This window comes from Micromonospora sp. NPDC050276, assembly GCF_044459545.1.
Classification (GTDB): domain Bacteria; phylum Actinomycetota; class Actinomycetes; order Mycobacteriales; family Micromonosporaceae; genus Micromonospora.
Genome location: NZ_JBITJA010000005.1, coordinates 515,026 through 532,935 on the forward strand (window position 1 = coordinate 515,026; position 17,910 = coordinate 532,935).

12 protein-coding genes and 1 pseudogene are annotated in these 17,910 nt (G+C 71.6%); 5 read left to right on the forward strand and 8 right to left on the reverse strand.

The window, feature by feature from the left end:
• Window positions 1–20 precede the first annotated feature (20 nt).
• Both ACIBF8_RS13870 and ACIBF8_RS13875 read right to left on the reverse strand, forming a co-directional pair.
• On the reverse strand, window positions 21–560 hold the full coding sequence (locus tag ACIBF8_RS13870; protein ID WP_396783078.1) for a hypothetical protein: 540 nt from the start codon (window positions 558–560) through the stop codon (window positions 21–23).
• A 150-nt stretch (window positions 561–710) separates the two neighbouring features.
• Window positions 711–1,643 (reverse strand): ABC transporter ATP-binding protein, encoded by a 933-nt coding sequence (locus ACIBF8_RS13875; protein WP_396783080.1) that lies wholly within the window; start codon window positions 1,641–1,643, stop codon window positions 711–713.
• 144 nt (window positions 1,644–1,787) lie between these two features.
• Between ACIBF8_RS13875 and ACIBF8_RS13880 the strand changes: the two genes are divergently transcribed.
• Window positions 1,788–3,980 carry a TRAP transporter permease gene (locus ACIBF8_RS13880; RefSeq protein ID WP_396783081.1) on the forward strand — a complete coding sequence of 731 codons (2,193 nt, stop codon included), beginning with the start codon at window positions 1,788–1,790 and terminating at the stop codon, window positions 3,978–3,980.
• Window positions 3,977–4,996, forward strand: a complete 1,020-nt coding sequence (locus ACIBF8_RS13885) for a TAXI family TRAP transporter solute-binding subunit (RefSeq protein ID WP_396783082.1) — start codon at window positions 3,977–3,979, stop codon at window positions 4,994–4,996. Before ACIBF8_RS13880 ends, ACIBF8_RS13885 begins: the two co-directional genes overlap by 4 nt.
• A 9-nt stretch (window positions 4,997–5,005) precedes the next feature.
• On the opposite strand, the gene ACIBF8_RS13890 is transcribed toward ACIBF8_RS13885, so the two are convergent.
• Together ACIBF8_RS13890 and dnaG are read right to left on the reverse strand one after the other, a co-directional pair.
• Window positions 5,006–5,542, reverse strand: a complete 537-nt coding sequence (locus ACIBF8_RS13890; RefSeq protein ID WP_396783084.1) for a hypothetical protein — start codon at window positions 5,540–5,542, stop codon at window positions 5,006–5,008.
• Window positions 5,543–7,445 (reverse strand): annotated as a pseudogene (gene dnaG / locus ACIBF8_RS13895) (DNA primase).
• A gap of 167 nt (window positions 7,446–7,612) precedes the next feature.
• On the opposite strand from dnaG, the gene ACIBF8_RS13900 reads away from it, so the two are divergent.
• Entirely contained in the window at window positions 7,613–8,764 is a 1,152-nt protein-coding gene (locus ACIBF8_RS13900) for a low temperature requirement protein A (RefSeq protein ID WP_396783086.1), read from the forward strand.
• A gap of 6 nt (window positions 8,765–8,770) precedes the next feature.
• Here the strand turns inward: ACIBF8_RS13900 and ACIBF8_RS13905 are convergent, their stop codons facing one another.
• The 3 genes from ACIBF8_RS13905 to ACIBF8_RS13915 are packed head-to-tail and all read right to left on the reverse strand — an operon-like array spanning window position 8,771 to window position 11,237.
• Entirely contained in the window at window positions 8,771–9,619 is an 849-nt protein-coding gene (locus ACIBF8_RS13905; protein ID WP_396783087.1) for a siderophore-interacting protein, read from the reverse strand.
• A 15-nt stretch (window positions 9,620–9,634) separates the two neighbouring features.
• Window positions 9,635–10,900, reverse strand: a complete 1,266-nt coding sequence (locus ACIBF8_RS13910) for a deoxyguanosinetriphosphate triphosphohydrolase (protein WP_396783088.1) — start codon at window positions 10,898–10,900, stop codon at window positions 9,635–9,637.
• Window positions 10,884–11,237, reverse strand: coding sequence for a VOC family protein (locus tag ACIBF8_RS13915; RefSeq protein WP_396783089.1), 354 nt, complete (start codon window positions 11,235–11,237; stop codon window positions 10,884–10,886). The genes ACIBF8_RS13910 and ACIBF8_RS13915 overlap by 17 nt, the downstream gene beginning before the upstream one ends.
• A 252-nt stretch (window positions 11,238–11,489) precedes the next feature.
• On the opposite strand from ACIBF8_RS13915, the gene ACIBF8_RS13920 reads away from it, so the two are divergent.
• Entirely contained in the window at window positions 11,490–11,990 is a 501-nt protein-coding gene (locus tag ACIBF8_RS13920) for a roadblock/LC7 domain-containing protein (protein ID WP_396783091.1), read from the forward strand.
• Window positions 11,991–12,032: 42 nt separating this feature from the next.
• Here ACIBF8_RS13920 and ppdK read toward each other — a convergent pair whose 3' ends face one another.
• Window positions 12,033–14,741, reverse strand: a complete 2,709-nt coding sequence (gene ppdK, locus ACIBF8_RS13925) for a pyruvate, phosphate dikinase (RefSeq protein ID WP_396783093.1) — start codon at window positions 14,739–14,741, stop codon at window positions 12,033–12,035.
• A 294-nt stretch (window positions 14,742–15,035) separates the two neighbouring features.
• Between ppdK and ACIBF8_RS13930 the strand changes: the two genes are divergently transcribed.
• Entirely contained in the window at window positions 15,036–16,745 is a 1,710-nt protein-coding gene (locus tag ACIBF8_RS13930) for a beta-N-acetylhexosaminidase (protein ID WP_396783137.1), read from the forward strand.
• Window positions 16,746–17,910: the final 1,165 nt, after the last annotated feature.

A 17,910-nucleotide genomic window follows, 5' to 3' on the forward strand; every position in this document is an offset into this window, starting at 1 on the left:
GCGGTGACCGGTCTCGCCGGTCAGGCCGGCCGGTACCCGCGGACCAGCGCCTGCACGGCGTAACCGAGCAGCAGCATTCCCGCGCCGACGCCGATCACCAGACCGGCGGAGACCGCCGAGGCGAGGCCGGTGACGAGCCCCGCCGCCGCCACGACGCACAGGGCGAACCCGAGCGGCCGCAGCAGCGGGTCCCGCAGGAGCGGGGCGAGCGGAAAGAAGTGCAGCCCGACCACCAGGCAGACCAGCACCGGAACGTACTCGGACCAACCGGCGGCGATCAGCACGGCGGCACCCAGCCCGGCGGCGGCGAATTCGGCGACGACGATGAGCAGGTACGGGCGGTCGGCGGCCCGGTCCCGAGGGCTACCGACGCCCCGGAGCCGGGACGACAGCACACCGCCCGCCACGGCGGTGAGCAGCGCGACGATGCTGCCCACCACGAGCAGGGCGCGCAGCGGTTGCTCGGCCGCCGGCACACTGAACCAGGCCATCGCGAAGATGCCCAGGTAGAGGGCGGTGAGCCCGGCCTGACGTCGGTTGGAGGTCACCAGATCGGACATGAAACTCCCTTGGGGTACGGAGGCCGCTTGATCGACTCGGGTTTCAGGAACCTGGGCTGTCCGTGCCGCCGTGTCACCCCGACTTTCAAGAAGCCGAGTGGATCTTAGCGAGCCCGGGGCGATCCGCCGGAAATGTCGCGACCGAGGCGGTCAGTCGACCAGGGTGCGGCCGGTCAGGTGCAGGAAGACATCCTCCAGGCTGCTGCGCCGCACCAGCACGTTGGCGGGCTGGAGCCCCAACGCGGCGACCTCGGCGACCGCCGCGTCGCCGTCGGGCACGTAGAGCAGGACCCGGTCGGGCAGCACCTCGACCCGCTCCCCCAGCCCGTCGAGCTTGTCGGCGAACGGCTCCTGCGACTCGGCGGCGAAGCGCAGCTCGACCACCTCGCGGGTCGAGTGCTGCTCGATCAACGCCCGGGGCGAGCCCTCCGCGACGATCCGCCCGCCGTCCATCACCACCAGCCGGTCACAGAGCTGCTCGGCCTCGTCCATGTAGTGCGTGGTGAGCACCAACGTGACGCCCTGCTGCTTGAGCCGGAACAGTCGCTCCCACACCAGGTGCCGAGCCTGCGGGTCGAGCCCGGTGGTCGGCTCGTCGAGCAGCACGATCTCCGGATCGTTGACCAGCGCGCGGGCGATGGTCAACCGGCGCTTCATCCCACCGGACAGCGGCTCGACCTTGCTGTCGGCCCGCTCGGTGAGCTGAACGAAGTCGAGCAGCTCGGCGGCCCGCTCCCGGGCCGCCCGACGCGAGATGCCGAAGTAGCGGGCATAGACGGTCAGGTTTTCCCGGACGGTCAGCTCCGGGTCGAGATTGTCCAGTTGGGGGCACACCCCGAGACGAGCCCGGATCGCCGGCCCGTCAGCCACCGGATCCATGTCGAGGATGCGCAGCTCGCCCCCGCTCGGCGGGGAGATGCAGCCGACCATCCGCATGGTGGACGACTTGCCCGCGCCGTTGGGCCCGAGGAAGCCGAACGCCTCGCCCGGGCGCACCTCGACATCGATGCCGTCCACGGCGGTGAAGTCGCCGAACCGCTTCACCAGCCCCCGAGCCCGAATCAGTGGTCGCCCCGAAGTCACCGCCCGACCCTAACCGCCGGGTCCGACAGCCCTCCACGCAAATACCCGCCCGCGACCAGCCGGTCACCCCGGCGGCCGCACCCCCGCCGACGAAACGCCGATCGATGCCCCACCCGCCGGCCAATCGACGTGTATCGTCCCTTTGTGTCGCCCATCAGCTCGCCCGATGGTTCGTCGTCACCTGCCCGACCAGCCAACTTTCCCGCCGACGAGACCGTGGCGAGCCCCGGCGGTGGGCCACCCCGACCGCGATCGGGAGCCGAGCCGACGGAGGGTGCGCCCGACGTCGCCGAGCGGGCGACCCGTGACCTGGCGGCCCAGTTCGAGGACGAGAAACCGGGACGGGTGCTCTCCGGGCCGGCGGGTCTACTCCTCACCACTGCGGCGCTGGCGGTCGGCGCTCTCGCGCTCTGGCAGGTGTTCCGCCCCCTGTCACAGGGCAGCAAGTATTACCTGATCATCTTTCTGGCCGGCGTACTCCCGCTGGTCTTCCTCGCCTACCCCGCCGACCTGCGGCTACCGGCCCGGCTACGGCCGCGGCGACCACCCGCCACGACGCGGCCCACCGCGGCCGACTGGGTCCTGGTCGTCCTGGCGGTGGCAGCCTGCCTCTACCCCGTCCTGCCGATCCGGATCGGTAGTGGTGGCGGCGGCTACAACGCGTTCCTCGACCGACAGGGCCTGCTGGCACCGACGGACCTGGTGCTGGGCACCGTCCTGCTGCTCCTGCTGCTCGAAGCGTGCCGGCGCACCACCGGTTGGATCCTGCCCGCGGTCTGCCTGCTGTTCCTCGGCTACGGCTACTACGGCGGGTTGCTGCCACAGTCCTGGCCGGTCGCGCACGCCGGGCTCGACTTCAGTCAACTGGTCGACGCGTTCTACAACTCCGACAGCGGTTTCTACGGCACCCCGCTCGACGTGGCCGCCTCGTACATCGTGCTGTTCACCATCTACGGCGCGGCGCTGGAGCTCTCCGGTGCCGGACGGTTCTTCGTCGAGTTGTCGTCCGCGGCGTTCCGGCGCTCGCGTACCGCCGCCGGGCGGACGGCGGTGGCCTCCGGCTTCCTGCTCGGCACCGTCTCCGGCTCCGGCGCGGCGACGACGGTGAGCATCGGCGCGGTCACCTGGCCGCTGCTGCGCCGCGCCGGTTACCCGCCGGAGCGGGCCGGCGGCATGCTGGCCGCGGCCGGGGTGGGCGCCATCCTCTCCCCGCCCACGCTGGGCGCGGCGGCATTCATCATCGCCGAGTACCTGGGCGTCTCGTACCTCCAGGTGCTGGGCTGGGCGACGGTGCCGACGGTGCTCTACTACCTCGGCATCCTGCTCGCCGTGGAGATCGACGCCCGCCGCTCCGGCGTACGCTCCGTGGTGATCGACGTCGGCTCGCCCTGGCCTCTGCTGGCCCGGTTCGGCTACCACTTCGCCTCGCTGATCGCCATCATCGTGTTCCTCGCGGTCGGCCTCTCCGCGACGAGGGCGGTCGTCTTCGCCATTCTGCTCACTGTTGCGTTGTCGTTCCTGGACCGCGCGCACCGGCTCACCCCGGCCCGGGTGGTGACCGCGCTGGTCACCGGCGTACGCGGCGTCCTCGCCGTCACCGCGGTCTGCGCCGCCGCCGGCATCATCACGGCGACCACCACGAAGACCGGCCTCGGGCCGCAGGCGGCGGCGCTGCTGATCGGCGGGGCCCAGGCCGTCACGTCGGACCCGACGCTGGTGCTGGTGCTCACCGCGCTACTCGCCGCCGTCGCCCTCAGCCTGCTGGGCCTGGCCGTGCCGGTCACCGCCTCGTTCGTGATCGGCTGGGTGATCGTCGGTCCGGCCCTGCTCGACCTGGGCGTCAGCGCGCCGGCGGCGGCGATGTTCGTCTTCTACTTCGCGGTGCTGTCCGAGGTGTCCCCACCGACCGCGCTCGCCGCGGTGGCCGCCGCCGCGGTCACCGGCGGCCGGCTGGTGCCGACCATGTGGCAGACCCTGCGGTACGCGCTGCCGGCGTACCTGATCCCGATCGCGTTCGTCATCACGCCGGCCGGGCTGGGTCTGCTCGGCATCGGTGGCCTCCAGCGGATCGCCGTCGCCGCCGTGGTCACCGCGCTCAGCGTGGCGGTGCTCGCCGTCGCCGCCGGTGGTTGGCTGCCCGGCGTCGGCCCGGCCGGCACCCCGGAACGCATCACCGGTGCCGTCGCCGGCGTCACCCTGCTCTGGCTCGAACCCGTGCCGGTCACGGTCGGCGCGGTGCTGGCCGCCGTCGCGGCGGCAGGTGTGTTCATCCGACGCGGATCCGCCGCTCGGCCCTCGTCCGGATCACCAGCCAAACCTGTGGAGGAACACCTGTGAGACGAATCGACGTACGGCTCACGGCGGGCCTGAGCGTGCTCGCCCTCGTCACGGCCGCCGCCGCCGGCTGTGGAGGTCAACAGGGCGGCGCGGCCAAGGACGACACGGCCAGCGAGGTCACCTGCGAGGTGGCCCAGGCAACCCGGGTCGGCATCGCCACCGGCAACGCGACGGGCGTCTACTACGTGGTCGGCAACGCCCTGGCCGGGCAGTTGTCCGGGGCGACCGGCGGCAAACTCACCGGCACCGCCGCCGAGACCGGCGCCTCGGTTCAGAACGTCGAGCAACTTGTCGGTGGCCAGTACGACGTGGCGTTCTCGCTGTTCGACACGGCGGTCAACGCGGTCGAGGGCAAGGGCAGCTTCAGCGCGCCGCAGCCGGTGCAGGCGCTGGCCCGCATCTACGACAACTACACCCAGGTGGTGGTCCGCAACGACTCCGGGATCACCTCGCTGGCCGACATGCGCGGCAAGCGCATCTCCACCGGTTCGCCGAAGTCCGGCACCGAGGTGATCGCCAACCGTTTGTTGGAGGCCGCCGGCCTCGACCCGGCCAAGGACATCCGGGCGCAGCGACTGGACCTCACCAAGACGGTCGAGGGGATCAAGGACGGCAGCGTCGACGGTTTCTTCTGGTCCGGCGGTCTGCCCACCGGGGGTCTCACCGACCTGTTCACCACCGCCGGCGGTTCGGTCAAGTTCGTCGACATCTCTCCGTTGCTGCCGAAGATGACCGCGCTGAGCCCCGGCTACCAGGAAGGCACGATCGGGCGGGACGCGTACCGGACGGCGACCGACACCCCGACCATCGTCGTACCCAACGTGTTGTTGGTTCGGAAGGACCTGGACGCCAACGTCGCCTGCGCGATCACCCGGACGGTCTTCGACAAGCGCGACGCTCTGGCCCAGGCCAACCCGGCGGCCAAGGGGATCTCGCTGGAAAAGGCCCGCAGGACCCTGCCGGTGCCGCTGCACCGCGGCGCGGAGAAGGCGCTGAAGGACCTCGGCGCGAACTGACCCGGCCGGTCAGCCGTCGGCCGGCGCGGTGGCGGCGCGGGCCACGCCGACCAGCCGGTCGGTCGCGGCGAGCAGGGCCTCGTCGTCCGCCGGAGTGCCGGGGTCGAGTCGGACCGTCCAGGTCAGACCGTCGACCCCGGCCACGCGCCGGGCCGCGACCCGCGCCGCGCCGCCGGGCACCGGCCGGTGCTCGGTGTACGCGACCGAACGGGTCACCCGAGCCCGCACCTGGTGGGGCAGTTCCCCCGGGTCGAGCAGCAGGTACGTCTCGGCCGGGCCGTCGGCGACCACCGTGTAGCCGTCCCGCTCGACGACGGGCTCGGCGGGCGTGACGGTCAACTCCCGGCCGGACCAGACCGCCTTGAGGATGGTGTGCCAGCCGAGCCGGTGCCCCCGACCGGGCAGCCACAACCCGAGGTTGGTGGCGACCACCACCCCGTCGCCCTCGCCGTTGCCGACGGCGGCCCACGCCAACACCCGTTCGTCGGCGGTCAGCGGCGGCCGGTCGGCCGGCGGCAGCTTCGGCTTGCGGCTGAACAGTCCCATCTAGAGGCCCCCCGCAGCCTGCTCGCGCAGCGCCCGGGCGTGCTGCTCCAGCGACAGCAGCTCACCGAAGGCGGCGAAGTACTCGTCCTTGTTGTTGACCGGGTTGATCCGCTGGATGCGTGACTTGAGGTCCCGGATCCGGGCGGTCACCGACCCGAACTGCACCCGGGCCATCGTGATCGACACGTAGCGCGGATCCGCTTCGCCGTCGATCCGCAGTGGTTCGACAGCCAACTCCCCGACCAGCGCCGCGGCGGCAAGATCGTCGCAGGCGTCGCGGACCGACTCGATCCAGACCGCGCCGCCGGTCGCCGACGCGGCACCACCGGCCGCCGCGATGGCCGTACGCACCGCGACGTGCACCGGGTGGCGGTATTCGGTGGCCTCGACCGCGTCGAACATCGGCCCGGCCAGGACCGGCTGCTGGAGGGCGAGTTTCAGCGCCTCCCGCTCGACCATCGACTGCGGGCTGTCCAGAGCGGGCTCGGGGCGGGCCGAGGTGGGCCGGGTGGCAGGGGCGGCGTCGCGGTTGCCGGACGGCGGAGTGTTGGCGGCGGCGAGCACGGCGCGCTGCACCGGCTCGATCTCCATCCCGAGGTCCATGGCGAGCTTGCGGACGTACTCCGGGCGCTTCTCCCGGTCCTTGAGGCGCGCGACCAGCGGCGCGGCGTGACGCATCGCCTCGACCCGGCCGTCGACGGTGTCCAGGTCGAAGCGGCCGATCACGTGCCGCAGCGCGAAGTCGACGAGCGGCTCACGGCGGGCGACCAGGTCACGCACCGCCAGGTCACCCTTGGCGAGCCGCAGGTCGCACGGGTCCATGTTGTCCGGGCTGACCGCGATGAACGTGCGCCCGACGAAGCGTTGATCATCCTCGAAGGCGCGCAGCGCGGCCTTCTGCCCGGCGGCGTCACCGTCGAAGGTGAAGATGATCTCGCCGGCCACCTCGTCGCTGTCGAACAGCAGTCGCCGCAGGACCGAGATATGGTCCGCAGCGAAGGCGGTGCCGCAGGTCGCCACCGCCGTGGTCACCCCGGCGAGGTGGCAGGCCATCACGTCGGTGTAACCCTCGACGATCACCGCCCGGCCCTGCTTGGCGATCTCCCGCTTGGCCTGGTCGATGCCGTAGAGCACGTGCGACTTCTTGTAGATCGGCGTCTCGGGGGTGTTCAGGTACTTCGGGCCGTCGTCGTCATCGAAGAGCTTGCGCGCGCCGAAGCCGATCACGTCGCCGGCCAGGTCGCGGATCGGCCAGAGCAACCGGCGGCGGAACCGGTCGATCAGGGTGCCGGAGCGGGACTCCCGGGACAACCCGCCGGTGACCAGCTCCTGGTGGGTGAAGCCCTGCTGGCGCAGGTGCTTGGTGAGCAGGTCCCAGCCATCCGGCGCGAAGCCACAGCCGTAGCGCTCGGCGGCGGCCCGGTCGAAACCCCGTCGGGCCAGGAACTCCCGGGCCGGCCGGGCGCCGGCGGTGCCGAGTTGCGCCCGGTAGAACTCGACGGCGGCGGCGTGCGCGGCGACCAGGCGCTGCCGCTGACCCTGCTGCGGGCGGGGGCGCGGGGTGCCCTTGTCGTCCTCGATGTAGCGCAGCTGGATGCCGGCACGGCCGGCCAGCCGTTCGACCGACTCCACGAAGCTGAGGTGGTCGGCGTCCATCAGGAACTTGATCGCGTCGCCACCGGCCCCGCAGCCGAAGCAGTACCAGACGTTGCGGGCCGGCGAGACGTTGAACGACGGACTCTTCTCGTCGTGGAACGGGCACAGGCCCTTGAGGTTGCCGCCACCGGCGGACTTCAGGGTGACCGTCTCGGAGATCACATCCCCGATCGAGGTGCGTTCCCGGACCAGTGCGATGTCCTCGTCCCGGATCCGCCCAGCCATGCGCCACCCCCTCGCCGTACATCCTGCCCTGCCGGACCGACGACACGCCGGCCGGGGGACGCCGGTGTGGCGGTCACCGCTGCCGGCTGGGCAGTTCCGGCCCGCGGGACGGGCCCGCACGGGGACCATGACCAGATGCGCCGGGTCCGGACCGAAGCCCCCCGCCTGCCGAGATGGTTGGCCACGCGGATGGGGCTTGACGGACGGACGCCGCTGGCCGACGAGGCCGGTCACCGCCACGCCACCTGGCTGGAACTCTTCCTCGACCTCATCTTCGTGTACGCGCTGGCGGCGGTGGTGGCCCGGCTGGGCAATGAACCGACCCCGTCGCCGAGCGCCGTGCTGGCCGTGATCGGGTTGTTCGTGGTGATCCAGTGGGCCTGGATGGGGCAGGTCTACTACGACACCCGGTTCGACCCGGACGACGCGCTGCACCGGCTGCTGGTGCTCGTCGCGCTGGTCGGCGCGGGCGCGATGACCCTCGGGGTCGACGAGGTTCCGGAGAGCGTGCTCCTGCCGGTCGGGTACCTGATCGTGCGGGGCGTGCTGCTGCTGTTGTATCTGCGCGCCCGGCCGACCAGCCCGATGGCCCGGATGGTGACGACGGTCTACCTGATCGGCTTCGGGTCGGGCTGGCTGATCTGGCTGGTGTCGCTGACCGCCCCCACCGAGCTGCGCCCGGCCCTGTGGAGCATCGCGATGGTCATCGAACTGGCCACGCCCTGGGTCGGCGTGCGCTGGCTCAACCGGTGGCCGGTGGACAACCGGCATCTGCCGGAACGGATCGGGCAGTTCACCATCATCGTGCTGGGTAGCACGCTGGCCAGTCTGCTCTTCGCCGTGCCGGACCACCCTCGGCCCCACATGATCCTCACCGCCGCGATGGCCTTCCTGATCCCGGCGGCCGTCTGGTGGGTCTACACCACCTTCGTCACCACCCGCCTGATCCAGCGGCGGCTGCGCGGCGGGCAGGCGTACAGCTACCTGCACATTCCGCTCGGCGGTGCGCTGCTGCTGCTCGGTTGGGCGCTCGGGCAGGTGGTCCGGCTGGTCGACGACAACGCGAACCGACTGCCGCTGGAGTTGCGGCTGCTGCTGGGCGCCTCGATCGTGGTGTGGACGGTCTGTGGTCTTGCCCTGTACTGGCTGTCGACCCGGCTCAGCACCGCCCGGTTGGCGATCGCCGCCTATGGGGTGCTCTCGGCCTGTTTGATCACCGCGACCGTGCACCAACCGAGGTTGATGCTGGCGCTGCTCTCCGTGGCGATCGTCGGGTACGCCGTCCTGCTCAGCCGGCGACTGGTCCGGGCTGGCCAGGCCAACCAGACACCCGAGGGATAGCCGTCCTCAGGCCGCGCTGGCCGGCTCCGCGACGATCTGCTCCTCGGCCGTCACCTGCCGGTTCCAGTCGGCCTTGGTGGAGCGCCAGCCCTCGTCGTCCATGCCGCGCCGCCAGTAGCCGGAGATGGAGAGCCGGTCGAGGGGTACGCCCCGCTCGGCGCGCAGCAGCCGGCGCAGGTCCCGGACGAACGCAGCCTCGCCGTGCACGAACGCGTGCACCTGACCGGCCGGGAACTCCAACGCCCGTACCGCCGCGACCAACGCCTCACCCACCGGGCGTTCACCGCGATGCAGCCAGGTCACCTCGACCGCACCGGGGCTGAGCAGCTTCTGCTCGTCCGCCGGGTCGGCGATCTCCACGAAGACGTGTGCCGGGGCACCCAGCGGCAGCCGCTCGCACGCGGCGGCGATCGCCGGCAGGGCGCTCTCGTCACCGACCAGCAGATGCCAGTCCGCGTCCGGGCTCGGCGCGTACGCACCGCCGGGGCCGACGAAGTGCACCGGATCGCCGGGGCGCAGCGCGGCGGCCCACGGCCCGGCCAGCCCCTCGTCGCCGTGGTACACCACGTCGACGGTCAACTCCTCGGCCAGCGGGTCCCACCGTCGCACCGTGTACGCGCGCAGCCGGGGCCACTGCTCCCGAGGCAGGTCCCGCCGGATCGCGGCAAGATCCAACGGCTGCGGGTAGGCGACACCCGGCTGCGGGAACACCACCTTGATGTAGTGGTCGGTGAATTCGCCCACCGGCAGGCCGGTGAGTTCGTCCCCACCGAGGACGAGCCGGATCAGATGCGGGGTGGGCCGCTCGGTGCGCAGCACCCGGGCCGAGGTGACGTTCCTGGGGCGTTCCGTCATATCAGTTAGGCTAGCCTAAGCTGGCTGGTGGTCGACCGGCGGTGCGCCGCCGCCCACCAGCCGGGTGTGCCAGGTCACCGCCGCCGAGTCGGTGAGCGAGGCAACCTGGTCGATCACCACCCGCAGTCGGGCCGCGTCGTCCGGCGCGGCCCGCCACAGCGGGGCGAAGATCGGGTCGAGCCCCTCCGGCGCGCGCCGGACCAGCGCGGCGACCAACTCGGCCAGCATCGTCCGCTGCCGCTCGTAGCGGCCCCGGAAGCCGCTGCGACGCATCACGTACCGCAGTGCAATGCCCTTGAGCAGGGCGCACTGCGCCCGGACCAGTCGGGGCACCACCAGGTCGGCGCCGTAGCGACGGTGCGGGCCCGGTCCGAAACGCTCCTCCGTGGCGGCCACCGCCGCGGACACGAACAGCCCGGTCACCCCGCTGGTGGTGGCCTTCAACGCGACCTGCGCGCGATGGCTGCCGTCGTACCCGACGAGCGGGGCGAGCAGCGGGCCGGCCAGCAGGTCGACAAGCACCTCCGCCAGGTCGTCGGCGGACTCCCCGGAATAGGCGGCGGCCACGTCGGCGCAGAGCGCGGCCCGCTCGTCGGCGTCGGTGAGCAGCGGGTGCAGGGTGACGTACCCGCCGTGAATGCCGTCCTCGACGTCGTGCACCGAGTACGCGACGTCGTCGGCCCAGTCCATCACCTGGGCCTCCAGGCAGCGCCGGTCACCGGGCGCGCCGGCTCGGATCCAGTCGAAGACGCCCGCGTCGTCGGCGTACACCCCGAACTTGCGCTCCCCCGGCCGGCGCGGCCAGGGGTACTTGCCGATCGCGTCGAGCGACGCCCGGGTCAGGTTCAGCCCGGCGGACGAACCGTCCGGGGCGAGCACCTTCGCCTCCAGGCGGGTCAACACCCGCAGGGTCTGCGCGTTGCCCTCGAAGCCGCCGCACGGGGTGGCGAGCAGGTCCAGGGCCGCCTCGCCGTTGTGCCCGAACGGCGGATGCCCGAGGTCGTGGGCCAGCCCCGCGACGTCCACCACGTCCGGGTCACAGCCCAGCCGGGCACCCATCTCCCGGGCGATCTGGGCCACCTCCAGCGAGTGCGTCAGCCGCGTACGCAGGAAGTCGTCGGTGCCGGCGGTGTGTACCTGGGTCTTGGTGGCCAGTCGGCGAAACGCCGCCGAGTGCAGCACCCGGGCCCGGTCGCGCTCGTACGGCGACCGGCGATGCCCGGTGTCCTTGGGCGGCTCCTCGACCAACCGCGCCTCCGCCGCGTCACTCCTCCCGGGCATGCAGCACGCAGAACTCGTTGCCCTCGGGGTCGGCCAACACCGTCCAGTCGACGTCGCCCTGACCGATGTCGACGTGCCGGGCGCCCATGTCGACCAGGCGCTCGACCTCGGCCTCCTGGTTGGCGGGGCGCAGGTCGAGGTGCAGCCGGTTCTTGCGCTCCTTGCCCTCGGCCACCGGGCCGAAGAACAGGGCAGGCAGTTGGTCCGGGGACTGGCGGATCTCCACGCCGTCCGGCTTCTCGGTGACGATCTGATAGCCGAGCGCCTCGGCCCACCACCGGGCCAGCCGGGCCGGATCACGGGCGTCGACAGTCAGGCTCTCCCAGACACTGGTCATTCAGTCACCCTTCCCGTTCGGCGACGTGCCCAATCGGCCGTGTGCGAGCGAGCCAAGATTACGCCCGGCACGGCCGCTCGTCCGGGCGACGACGCATCGACGAGGGGCACACAACCACCGATTGGCCCCCAGTTGTCAACCGATCGCCGAGGGTTACGGGCTCGCGGCCGGAAGTGGCCCCCGGTAGCGTTCCCAGCGCGGAACGTGACCAGCCGACTGACACGCAGAGCCGACCGGTGAGGGGTAACGCTCGTGGACGCAGACACGGTGATGGGAACGGAGCTACGCGGCCTGCGCCAACGCCGACCCGACATCGCCGGCACGGTGCTGGCCGGCACCGATGGGCTGCTCATCTCCAGCGACCTGCCCAGCACCGACGCCACCCATCTCGCCGCGCTCGCCGCGGCCAGTTTCGGGCTGGCGCACCGGGTGGCCGACACCGTCCGGCACGGTGAGTTCCGGGAGTCCGTCGTCTGCACGACCGCCGGCTGCGTGGTGACCTACCCGGCCGGGCGCAGCGCCCTGCTGACCCTCGTCACCGTGTCGGCCCCGGGCAATCTGGAGTCGTTACACGAGGAGGCGCACGCCGTGGCCCGCCGGGCAGGCTCGTTTCTGGACGTTCGCGGCGGAGGCATCGGTGCGACCTCCATTCCGGACGCGCACGCCCCGCTGGCCACGCGTACCCCGATGGCGACCCTGCCGGCCCAGTTGCGCCGCTCGTCCCGACCCACCTGGCGTCGTCCGCCGATCTGAGCGCCGGCGGCGGCCGGGTTACCGAGCCGCCGCCGACGTGCGTCAGCGACTGTCCGACCCGCCGCTCTCCACGACCGCCCGACCGGCCTCCAGCCGGGCCACCGGCACCCGGAACGGCGAGCAGGACACATAGTCCAGGCCGACCTCGTCGAAGAAGTGCACCGAGTCCGGGTCACCCCCGTGCTCACCGCAGATGCCGAGCTTCAGCCCGGGCCGGGCGGCCCGGCCCTCCTCGGCGGCGATCCGCACCAGCCGGCCGACGCCGTCGCGGTCGATCGACTCGAACGGCGAGATGCCGAAGATGCCCAGCTCCAGGTACCGCCAGAAGAACGCGCCCTCGACGTCGTCGCGGGAGAAGCCCCAGCCCATCTGGGTCAGGTCGTTGGTGCCGAAGGAGAAGAACTCGGCCGCCTCGGCGATCTGCCCGGCGGTCAGCGCCGCCCGGGGCACCTCGATCATGGTGCCGATCAGCACGTCGACCGCCTTCTCCCGGGTCGCCTCCGCAATGATCTTCTCGGCCTCGGCGCGTACCGTCTCCAGCTCCTGCACCGCGCCGACCAGCGGAACCATGATCTCCGGCTTGGGGTCGCCGCCGCGTTGGGCGCACTCGACCGCCGCCTCGACGATGGCCCGGACCTGCATCGCGAACAGGCCGGGGATGACCAGGCCGAGGCGGACGCCCCGCAGCCCGAGCATCGGGTTCTCCTCGTGCATCCGCCGGACGGCGGCGAGTAATGCCTCCTCCTTGGCCACGTCCTCGCCGCGTTCCTGGGCGACTGCCACGTTGACGGCGAGCTGCTCCAGCGGCGGCAGGAACTCGTGCAGCGGCGGGTCGATCAGCCGGACGGTGACCGGCAGGCCGTCCATCTCGCGGAAGATCTCCACGAAGTCGGCCCGCTGCAACGGCAGCAGCGCCGCCAGCGCCGCCTCCCGCTCCCCCTCGGCCCGGGCCAGGATCAACCGTTCGACCAGCTCCCGCCGATCGCCGAGGAACATGTGCTCGGTGCGGCACAACCCGATGCCCTCGGCGCCGAAGCGCCGGGCCCGGGCCGCGTCCGCGCCGGTGTCGGCGTTCGTGCGGACCGCGAGCCGCCGCTTCCCGTCGGCGTGCGTCATGATCCGGTGTACGGCCCGGACCAGCGCGTTGTCGATGTGCTCGGGGTCGAGGCTGCCCTCGAAATACTGCACGACCTCGGAGGGCATGACCGGCACCTCGCCGAGGTAGACCTTGCCGGTGGTGCCGTCGATGGAGACCACGTCGCCCTCGTTGACGGTCTGCCCGGCCACGGTGAACCGCTTCGCCGGCACGTTCACCTCGATCTCGTCGGCGCCGGAGACACAGGTCTTGCCCATCCCCCGGGCCACCACGGCGGCGTGGCTGGTCTTGCCGCCGCGCGAGGTGAGGATGCCCTTCGCGGCGATCATGCCGTTCAGGTCGTCCGGGTTGGTCTCCCGGCGCACCAGGATCACCGACTCACCCTCGGCGGCCAGCTCGACGGCCCGGGCGGAGGTGAAGACCACCTTGCCGGACGCCGCGCCGGGCGAGGCGCCGATGCCCTTGGCGACCGGCTGGAACTCGTGGTCGAGCTGGAAGCGGGGGAACATCAGCTGGGCCAGTTGCGCGCCGTTGACCCGGTGCAGCGCCTCGTCCAGGTCGATCAGGCCCTCGTCGACGAGCTGCCCGGCGATGACGAACGCGGCGGCAGCGGTGCGCTTGCCGACCCGGGTCTGCAACATCCAGAGCTTGCCGCGTTCGATGGTGAACTCGATGTCGCAGAGGTCCTTGTAGTGCTCCTCCAGTCGAGCCATGATCGACAACAGTTCGTCGTAGGAGGACTTGTCCAGCTGCTCCAACTCCTGCAACGGCACCGTGTTGCGGATGCCGGCGACGACGTCCTCACCCTGGGCGTTGGCCAGATAGTCGCCGTAGATGCCCTGCGCGCCGCTGGCCGGGTCACGGGTGAACGCGACCCCGGTGCCCGAGTCGGGGCCGAGGTTGCCGAAGACCATGCTCACCACGTTGACCGCGGTGCCGAGGTCGGCCGGGATGCGCTCCTGGCGACGGTAGAGCACCGCGCGCTCGGCGTTCCACGACTCGAAGACCGCGCGGATGGCCAGGTCGAGCTGTTCACGCGGCTGCTGCGGGAACTCCCGACCGGTGTGCTTCAGGAAGATCTTCTTGTACGCGTCGACCAGCCCGCGCAGGTCGTCGGCGTCCAGATCCAGGTCGTTGTGGGTGCCCTTGGCGTTCTTGGCCTCGTCGAGGGCGTGCTCGAACTCCTCGCCCGGCACCTCGCAGACGGTCTTGCCGAACATCTGGATGAGCCGGCGGTAGGAGTCCCAGGCGAACCGGTCGTTCTTGCCAGCCTGGGCCGAGAGACCTTCCACGCTCTGGTCGTTGAGACCGACGTTGAGGACGGTCTCCATCATGCCGGGCATGGAGAACTTGGCACCGGAGCGGACGGACACCAGCAGCGGGTCCTGCGGGTCGCCGAGGCTCTTGCCCATCGCCCGCTCCAGCGCTTCCAGGTGCGCCTCGATCTGACCGGCGAGCCCGTCCGGCTCCCGTCCCGTCGCGAGGTACGCCTGGCACGCCTCGGTGGTGATGGTGAAGCCGGGCGGGACGGGCAGGCCCAGGTTGGTCATCTCGGCGAGGTTGGCCCCCTTGCCGCCGAGCAGGTCCTTGAGATCCTTGTTGCCCTCGGAGAAGTCGTAGACGTACTTGTGATCGACGGTCTCTTGCGCTGCCACCAGAGCCTCCACAACACACGCGCCGGATTGACACTTAACGAAGGTTCAGTTTTCTTCTTCCCCGAAACGGACCACCGGCAATCCCGGGGTCGACGCCATTCGGTGGGCGAAGGTTAAGCGAACATCGAGTGACCTGGGACCGTTCGGTGACAATTGGCACAGCCATCACGACTATCCGTGTTCGTACCGGTTTTTGGGAACGCTTCCATGCGCACCATCACGCATCCCGGCCGAGCGTCGTACGCTTGACGACACGCCAGCCGGTGAACCTCACTTTTGCCATAACCGACGCGAATACACCCCGGAGTCGCCGCCGTGTCGACCACCCCCTCCCCCGGCCCCACCGCCGTCCCCGCCACCAGCGCGGTGCCGCTGCCGGCGCGGGAACCGGACGCGGCCACGCTGGCCCAGGCCGCCGAGCGGGCGGCGGGCGAGTTGCTCGCCCCGTCGGCCCCGCACCGGCTGGCCGACGTCGTTCCCACGCCGCAGCGGGTCCACTCCGATCCGACCGAGGACTGGACGCTGCCCGCCGAAGCGGTCATCGTGGCCAGCGCCGACCCCGCCGCGCTGGCGGTCGCCGAGCAGCTCGCCCAACTCCTGCGCCCGGCCACCGGCTACCCGCTGCCGGTGACCGACGCCACCGCGCCGGCGCCCGCCGGGGGCATCGCGCTGATGCTGGACGACACCACGGACCTCGGCGCGGAGGGCTACCGGCTGGACGTCACCACCAATGGGGTACGCGTCACCGCCAGCACCGCCGCCGGCCTCTTCTACGGCGCACAGACGCTGCGCCAGCTGCTCCCAGCCGCGATCGAGAGCCCCGCCCCGGTCACCGAACGTTGGGCGCTGCCCGGCGGGACCATCACCGACGCACCCCGGTTCCCCTACCGGGGCGCAATGCTCGACGTCGCACGCCACTTCTTCGCCGTCGAGGACGTGCTGCGGGTGGTCGACCACCTGGCCCGCTACAAGCTCAACCACCTGCACCTGCACCTCACCGACGACCAGGGTTGGCGGATCGCCGTCGACTCCTGGCCGAAGCTGGCCGAGGTCGGCGGCACCACCGAGGTCGGCGGCGGCCCCGGCGGGCACTACACGAAGGCCGACTACGCGCGGATCGTCGCCTACGCGGCAGCCCGCCACATCACCGTCGTCCCGGAGATCGACCTCCCCGGGCACACCAACGCGGCGTTGGTCGCGTACCCGGAACTGGCCCCAGACAAGACCGCACCACCGCCGTACACCGGCACCGAGGTCGGTTTCAGCTACGTCGACCCGGCCGACGAGCGGACGTACGACTTCGTCACCGACGTGTTGGGCGAGGTCGCCGCGCTCACCCCCGGCCCGTGGCTGCACATCGGCGGCGACGAAGCGTTCAAGGTCAAGGGCAAGGTCTACACCGGTTTCGTCGAGCGAGCCCAGCGCATCGTTGCCGGCCTCGGCAAGACCGTCGTCGGCTGGCACCAGCTCGCGCCGGCCGCCCACCTCGACGGGCGGGTCCTGCAGTGGTGGGGCACGAACGGCGAAGACCCCGGCACCCTCGACGCCGTACGTCGGGGCGCCCGACTGATCGTCTCCCCCGGCAACCACGCCTACCTCGACATGAAGTACGCCCCGGACACCCCGATCGGGCACGACTGGGCCGGCCTCATCGACGTGCGCCAGGCGTACGACTGGGATCCGGGCACACACGTCGCCGGCGTACCCACCGAGGCTGTGCTCGGTGTGGAGGCCCCGCTCTGGACCGAATCGGTCACCTCGCTGGCCGACATCGAGCTCCTGCTCCTGCCCCGCCTCCCGGCCATCGCCGAACTCGGCTGGTCGCCCCGGGAGACCCACGACTGGGCCGGCTTCCGCCACCGCCTGGCCGCCCAGGGGCCGCGCTGGACCACAGCCGGGATCACCTTCCACCGCGCACCCGAGATCCCCTGGCCAACCACACCGACCATCCCCACCCAGCGCACCGCGCCCCACACCGACCCCGCCACGCCTGATCCCAGATAGGGCGAGCCCACCGCCACCTGATACCAGATAGGGCGCACCCGCCGCCTGGTCCAGATAGGGCACACCCACCGACCTGATCCCAGATAGGGCACACCCACCGACCTGATCCCAGATAGGGCGCACCCACCGACCTGATCCCAGATAGGGCGCACCCACCGACCTGATCCCAGATAGGGCGCACCCACCGCCACGCTCCGGCTTGGGTCCGGTCCGCCCCGACCGCGCCGACCCGGGACCCGGACCAGACCCATGCGCGAACGCCGCAGACAGCGCATTCGGCGCAGCCCAGGCGTGATCGACTCGTGTTTCGTGATGTCGGGGTATCCCCGGCACCGGGACACCCCGATTTCCGGGAACGCGAGTCGATCACGGGGTTCGTCCGCCGTGCCGTGCCGTGCCGTGCCGTGCCGTGCCGTGCCGTGCCGTGCCGTGTGGAGCGTTGACCCGGGCAGGGTCGGACCGCAAGGTCCTACCTTCAGGCCAGCCGGGGCCTGCACGGCGCTCCGCCCTGGGCCGGACGGTCACGGCACGCGAACGGCGCAGACCGGCGTGATCCACTCGTGTTTCGTGATGTCGGGGTATCCCCGGCACCGGGACACCCCGGTTTCCGGGAACCCGAGTCGATCACGGGGTTCGTCCGTCGTGCCCGGGGTTGCCGGGTGGGCGGGTTGTCTGGTTTGACCGCTGGTGTCGGGTGGTCGGAGCCACCCCGGGGGTGGAATCGGCGGCCCGGCGGGGTCGTTATACCTGGCATGCCACCGCGACCCTCGGGTTCGTGGTGCGCGGCAGCCGCGGGGAACACCCGCCCGGCCGCCCCGGTTACACCCCCGGCACGGCCAACCCCCACCGGCCAAGCACCCCACGGGCCCAAGCACCCCACCGGCCAAGCACCCCACGGGCCAAGCACCCCACGGGCCAAGCAGCACGGCCGGCCCCTGGGCAGGCGGAATGACCGGCCGCCGCGAACGGTTACACCCTGTCCCGACGCCGGCCCTCAAGGGCCGCCGGGCAGAACCCCCGCGAACTTTCCCCGCACCGGCACGCACCCCCCACAGTGCCGCGCGGACTTCCCCCCGATGCAGAGGAGCACGCCATCATGCGTACCGATCTGATCCGCAAGACCGCCCTGACCGCCGCCGGCCTCGCCTTCACCGGCGGCGCCATC

Bases quoted from the DNA above. Each gene is read 5' to 3' on its own strand.
- ACIBF8_RS13910 (WP_396783088.1), bottom strand. From the start codon at position 10,900: ATGCCCGGGAGGAGTGACGCGGCGGAGGCGCGGTTGGTCGAGGAGCCG.
- ACIBF8_RS13915 (WP_396783089.1), bottom strand. From the start codon at position 11,237: ATGACCAGTGTCTGGGAGAGCCTGACTGTCGACGCCCGTGATCCGGCC.
- ACIBF8_RS13905 (WP_396783087.1), bottom strand. From the start codon at position 9,619: ATGACGGAACGCCCCAGGAACGTCACCTCGGCCCGGGTGCTGCGCACC.
- ACIBF8_RS13890 (WP_396783084.1), bottom strand. From the start codon at position 5,542: ATGGGACTGTTCAGCCGCAAGCCGAAGCTGCCGCCGGCCGACCGGCCG.
- ACIBF8_RS13900 (WP_396783086.1), top strand. From the start codon at position 7,613: ATGGGGCTTGACGGACGGACGCCGCTGGCCGACGAGGCCGGTCACCGC.
- ACIBF8_RS13870 (WP_396783078.1), bottom strand. From the start codon at position 560: ATGTCCGATCTGGTGACCTCCAACCGACGTCAGGCCGGGCTCACCGCC.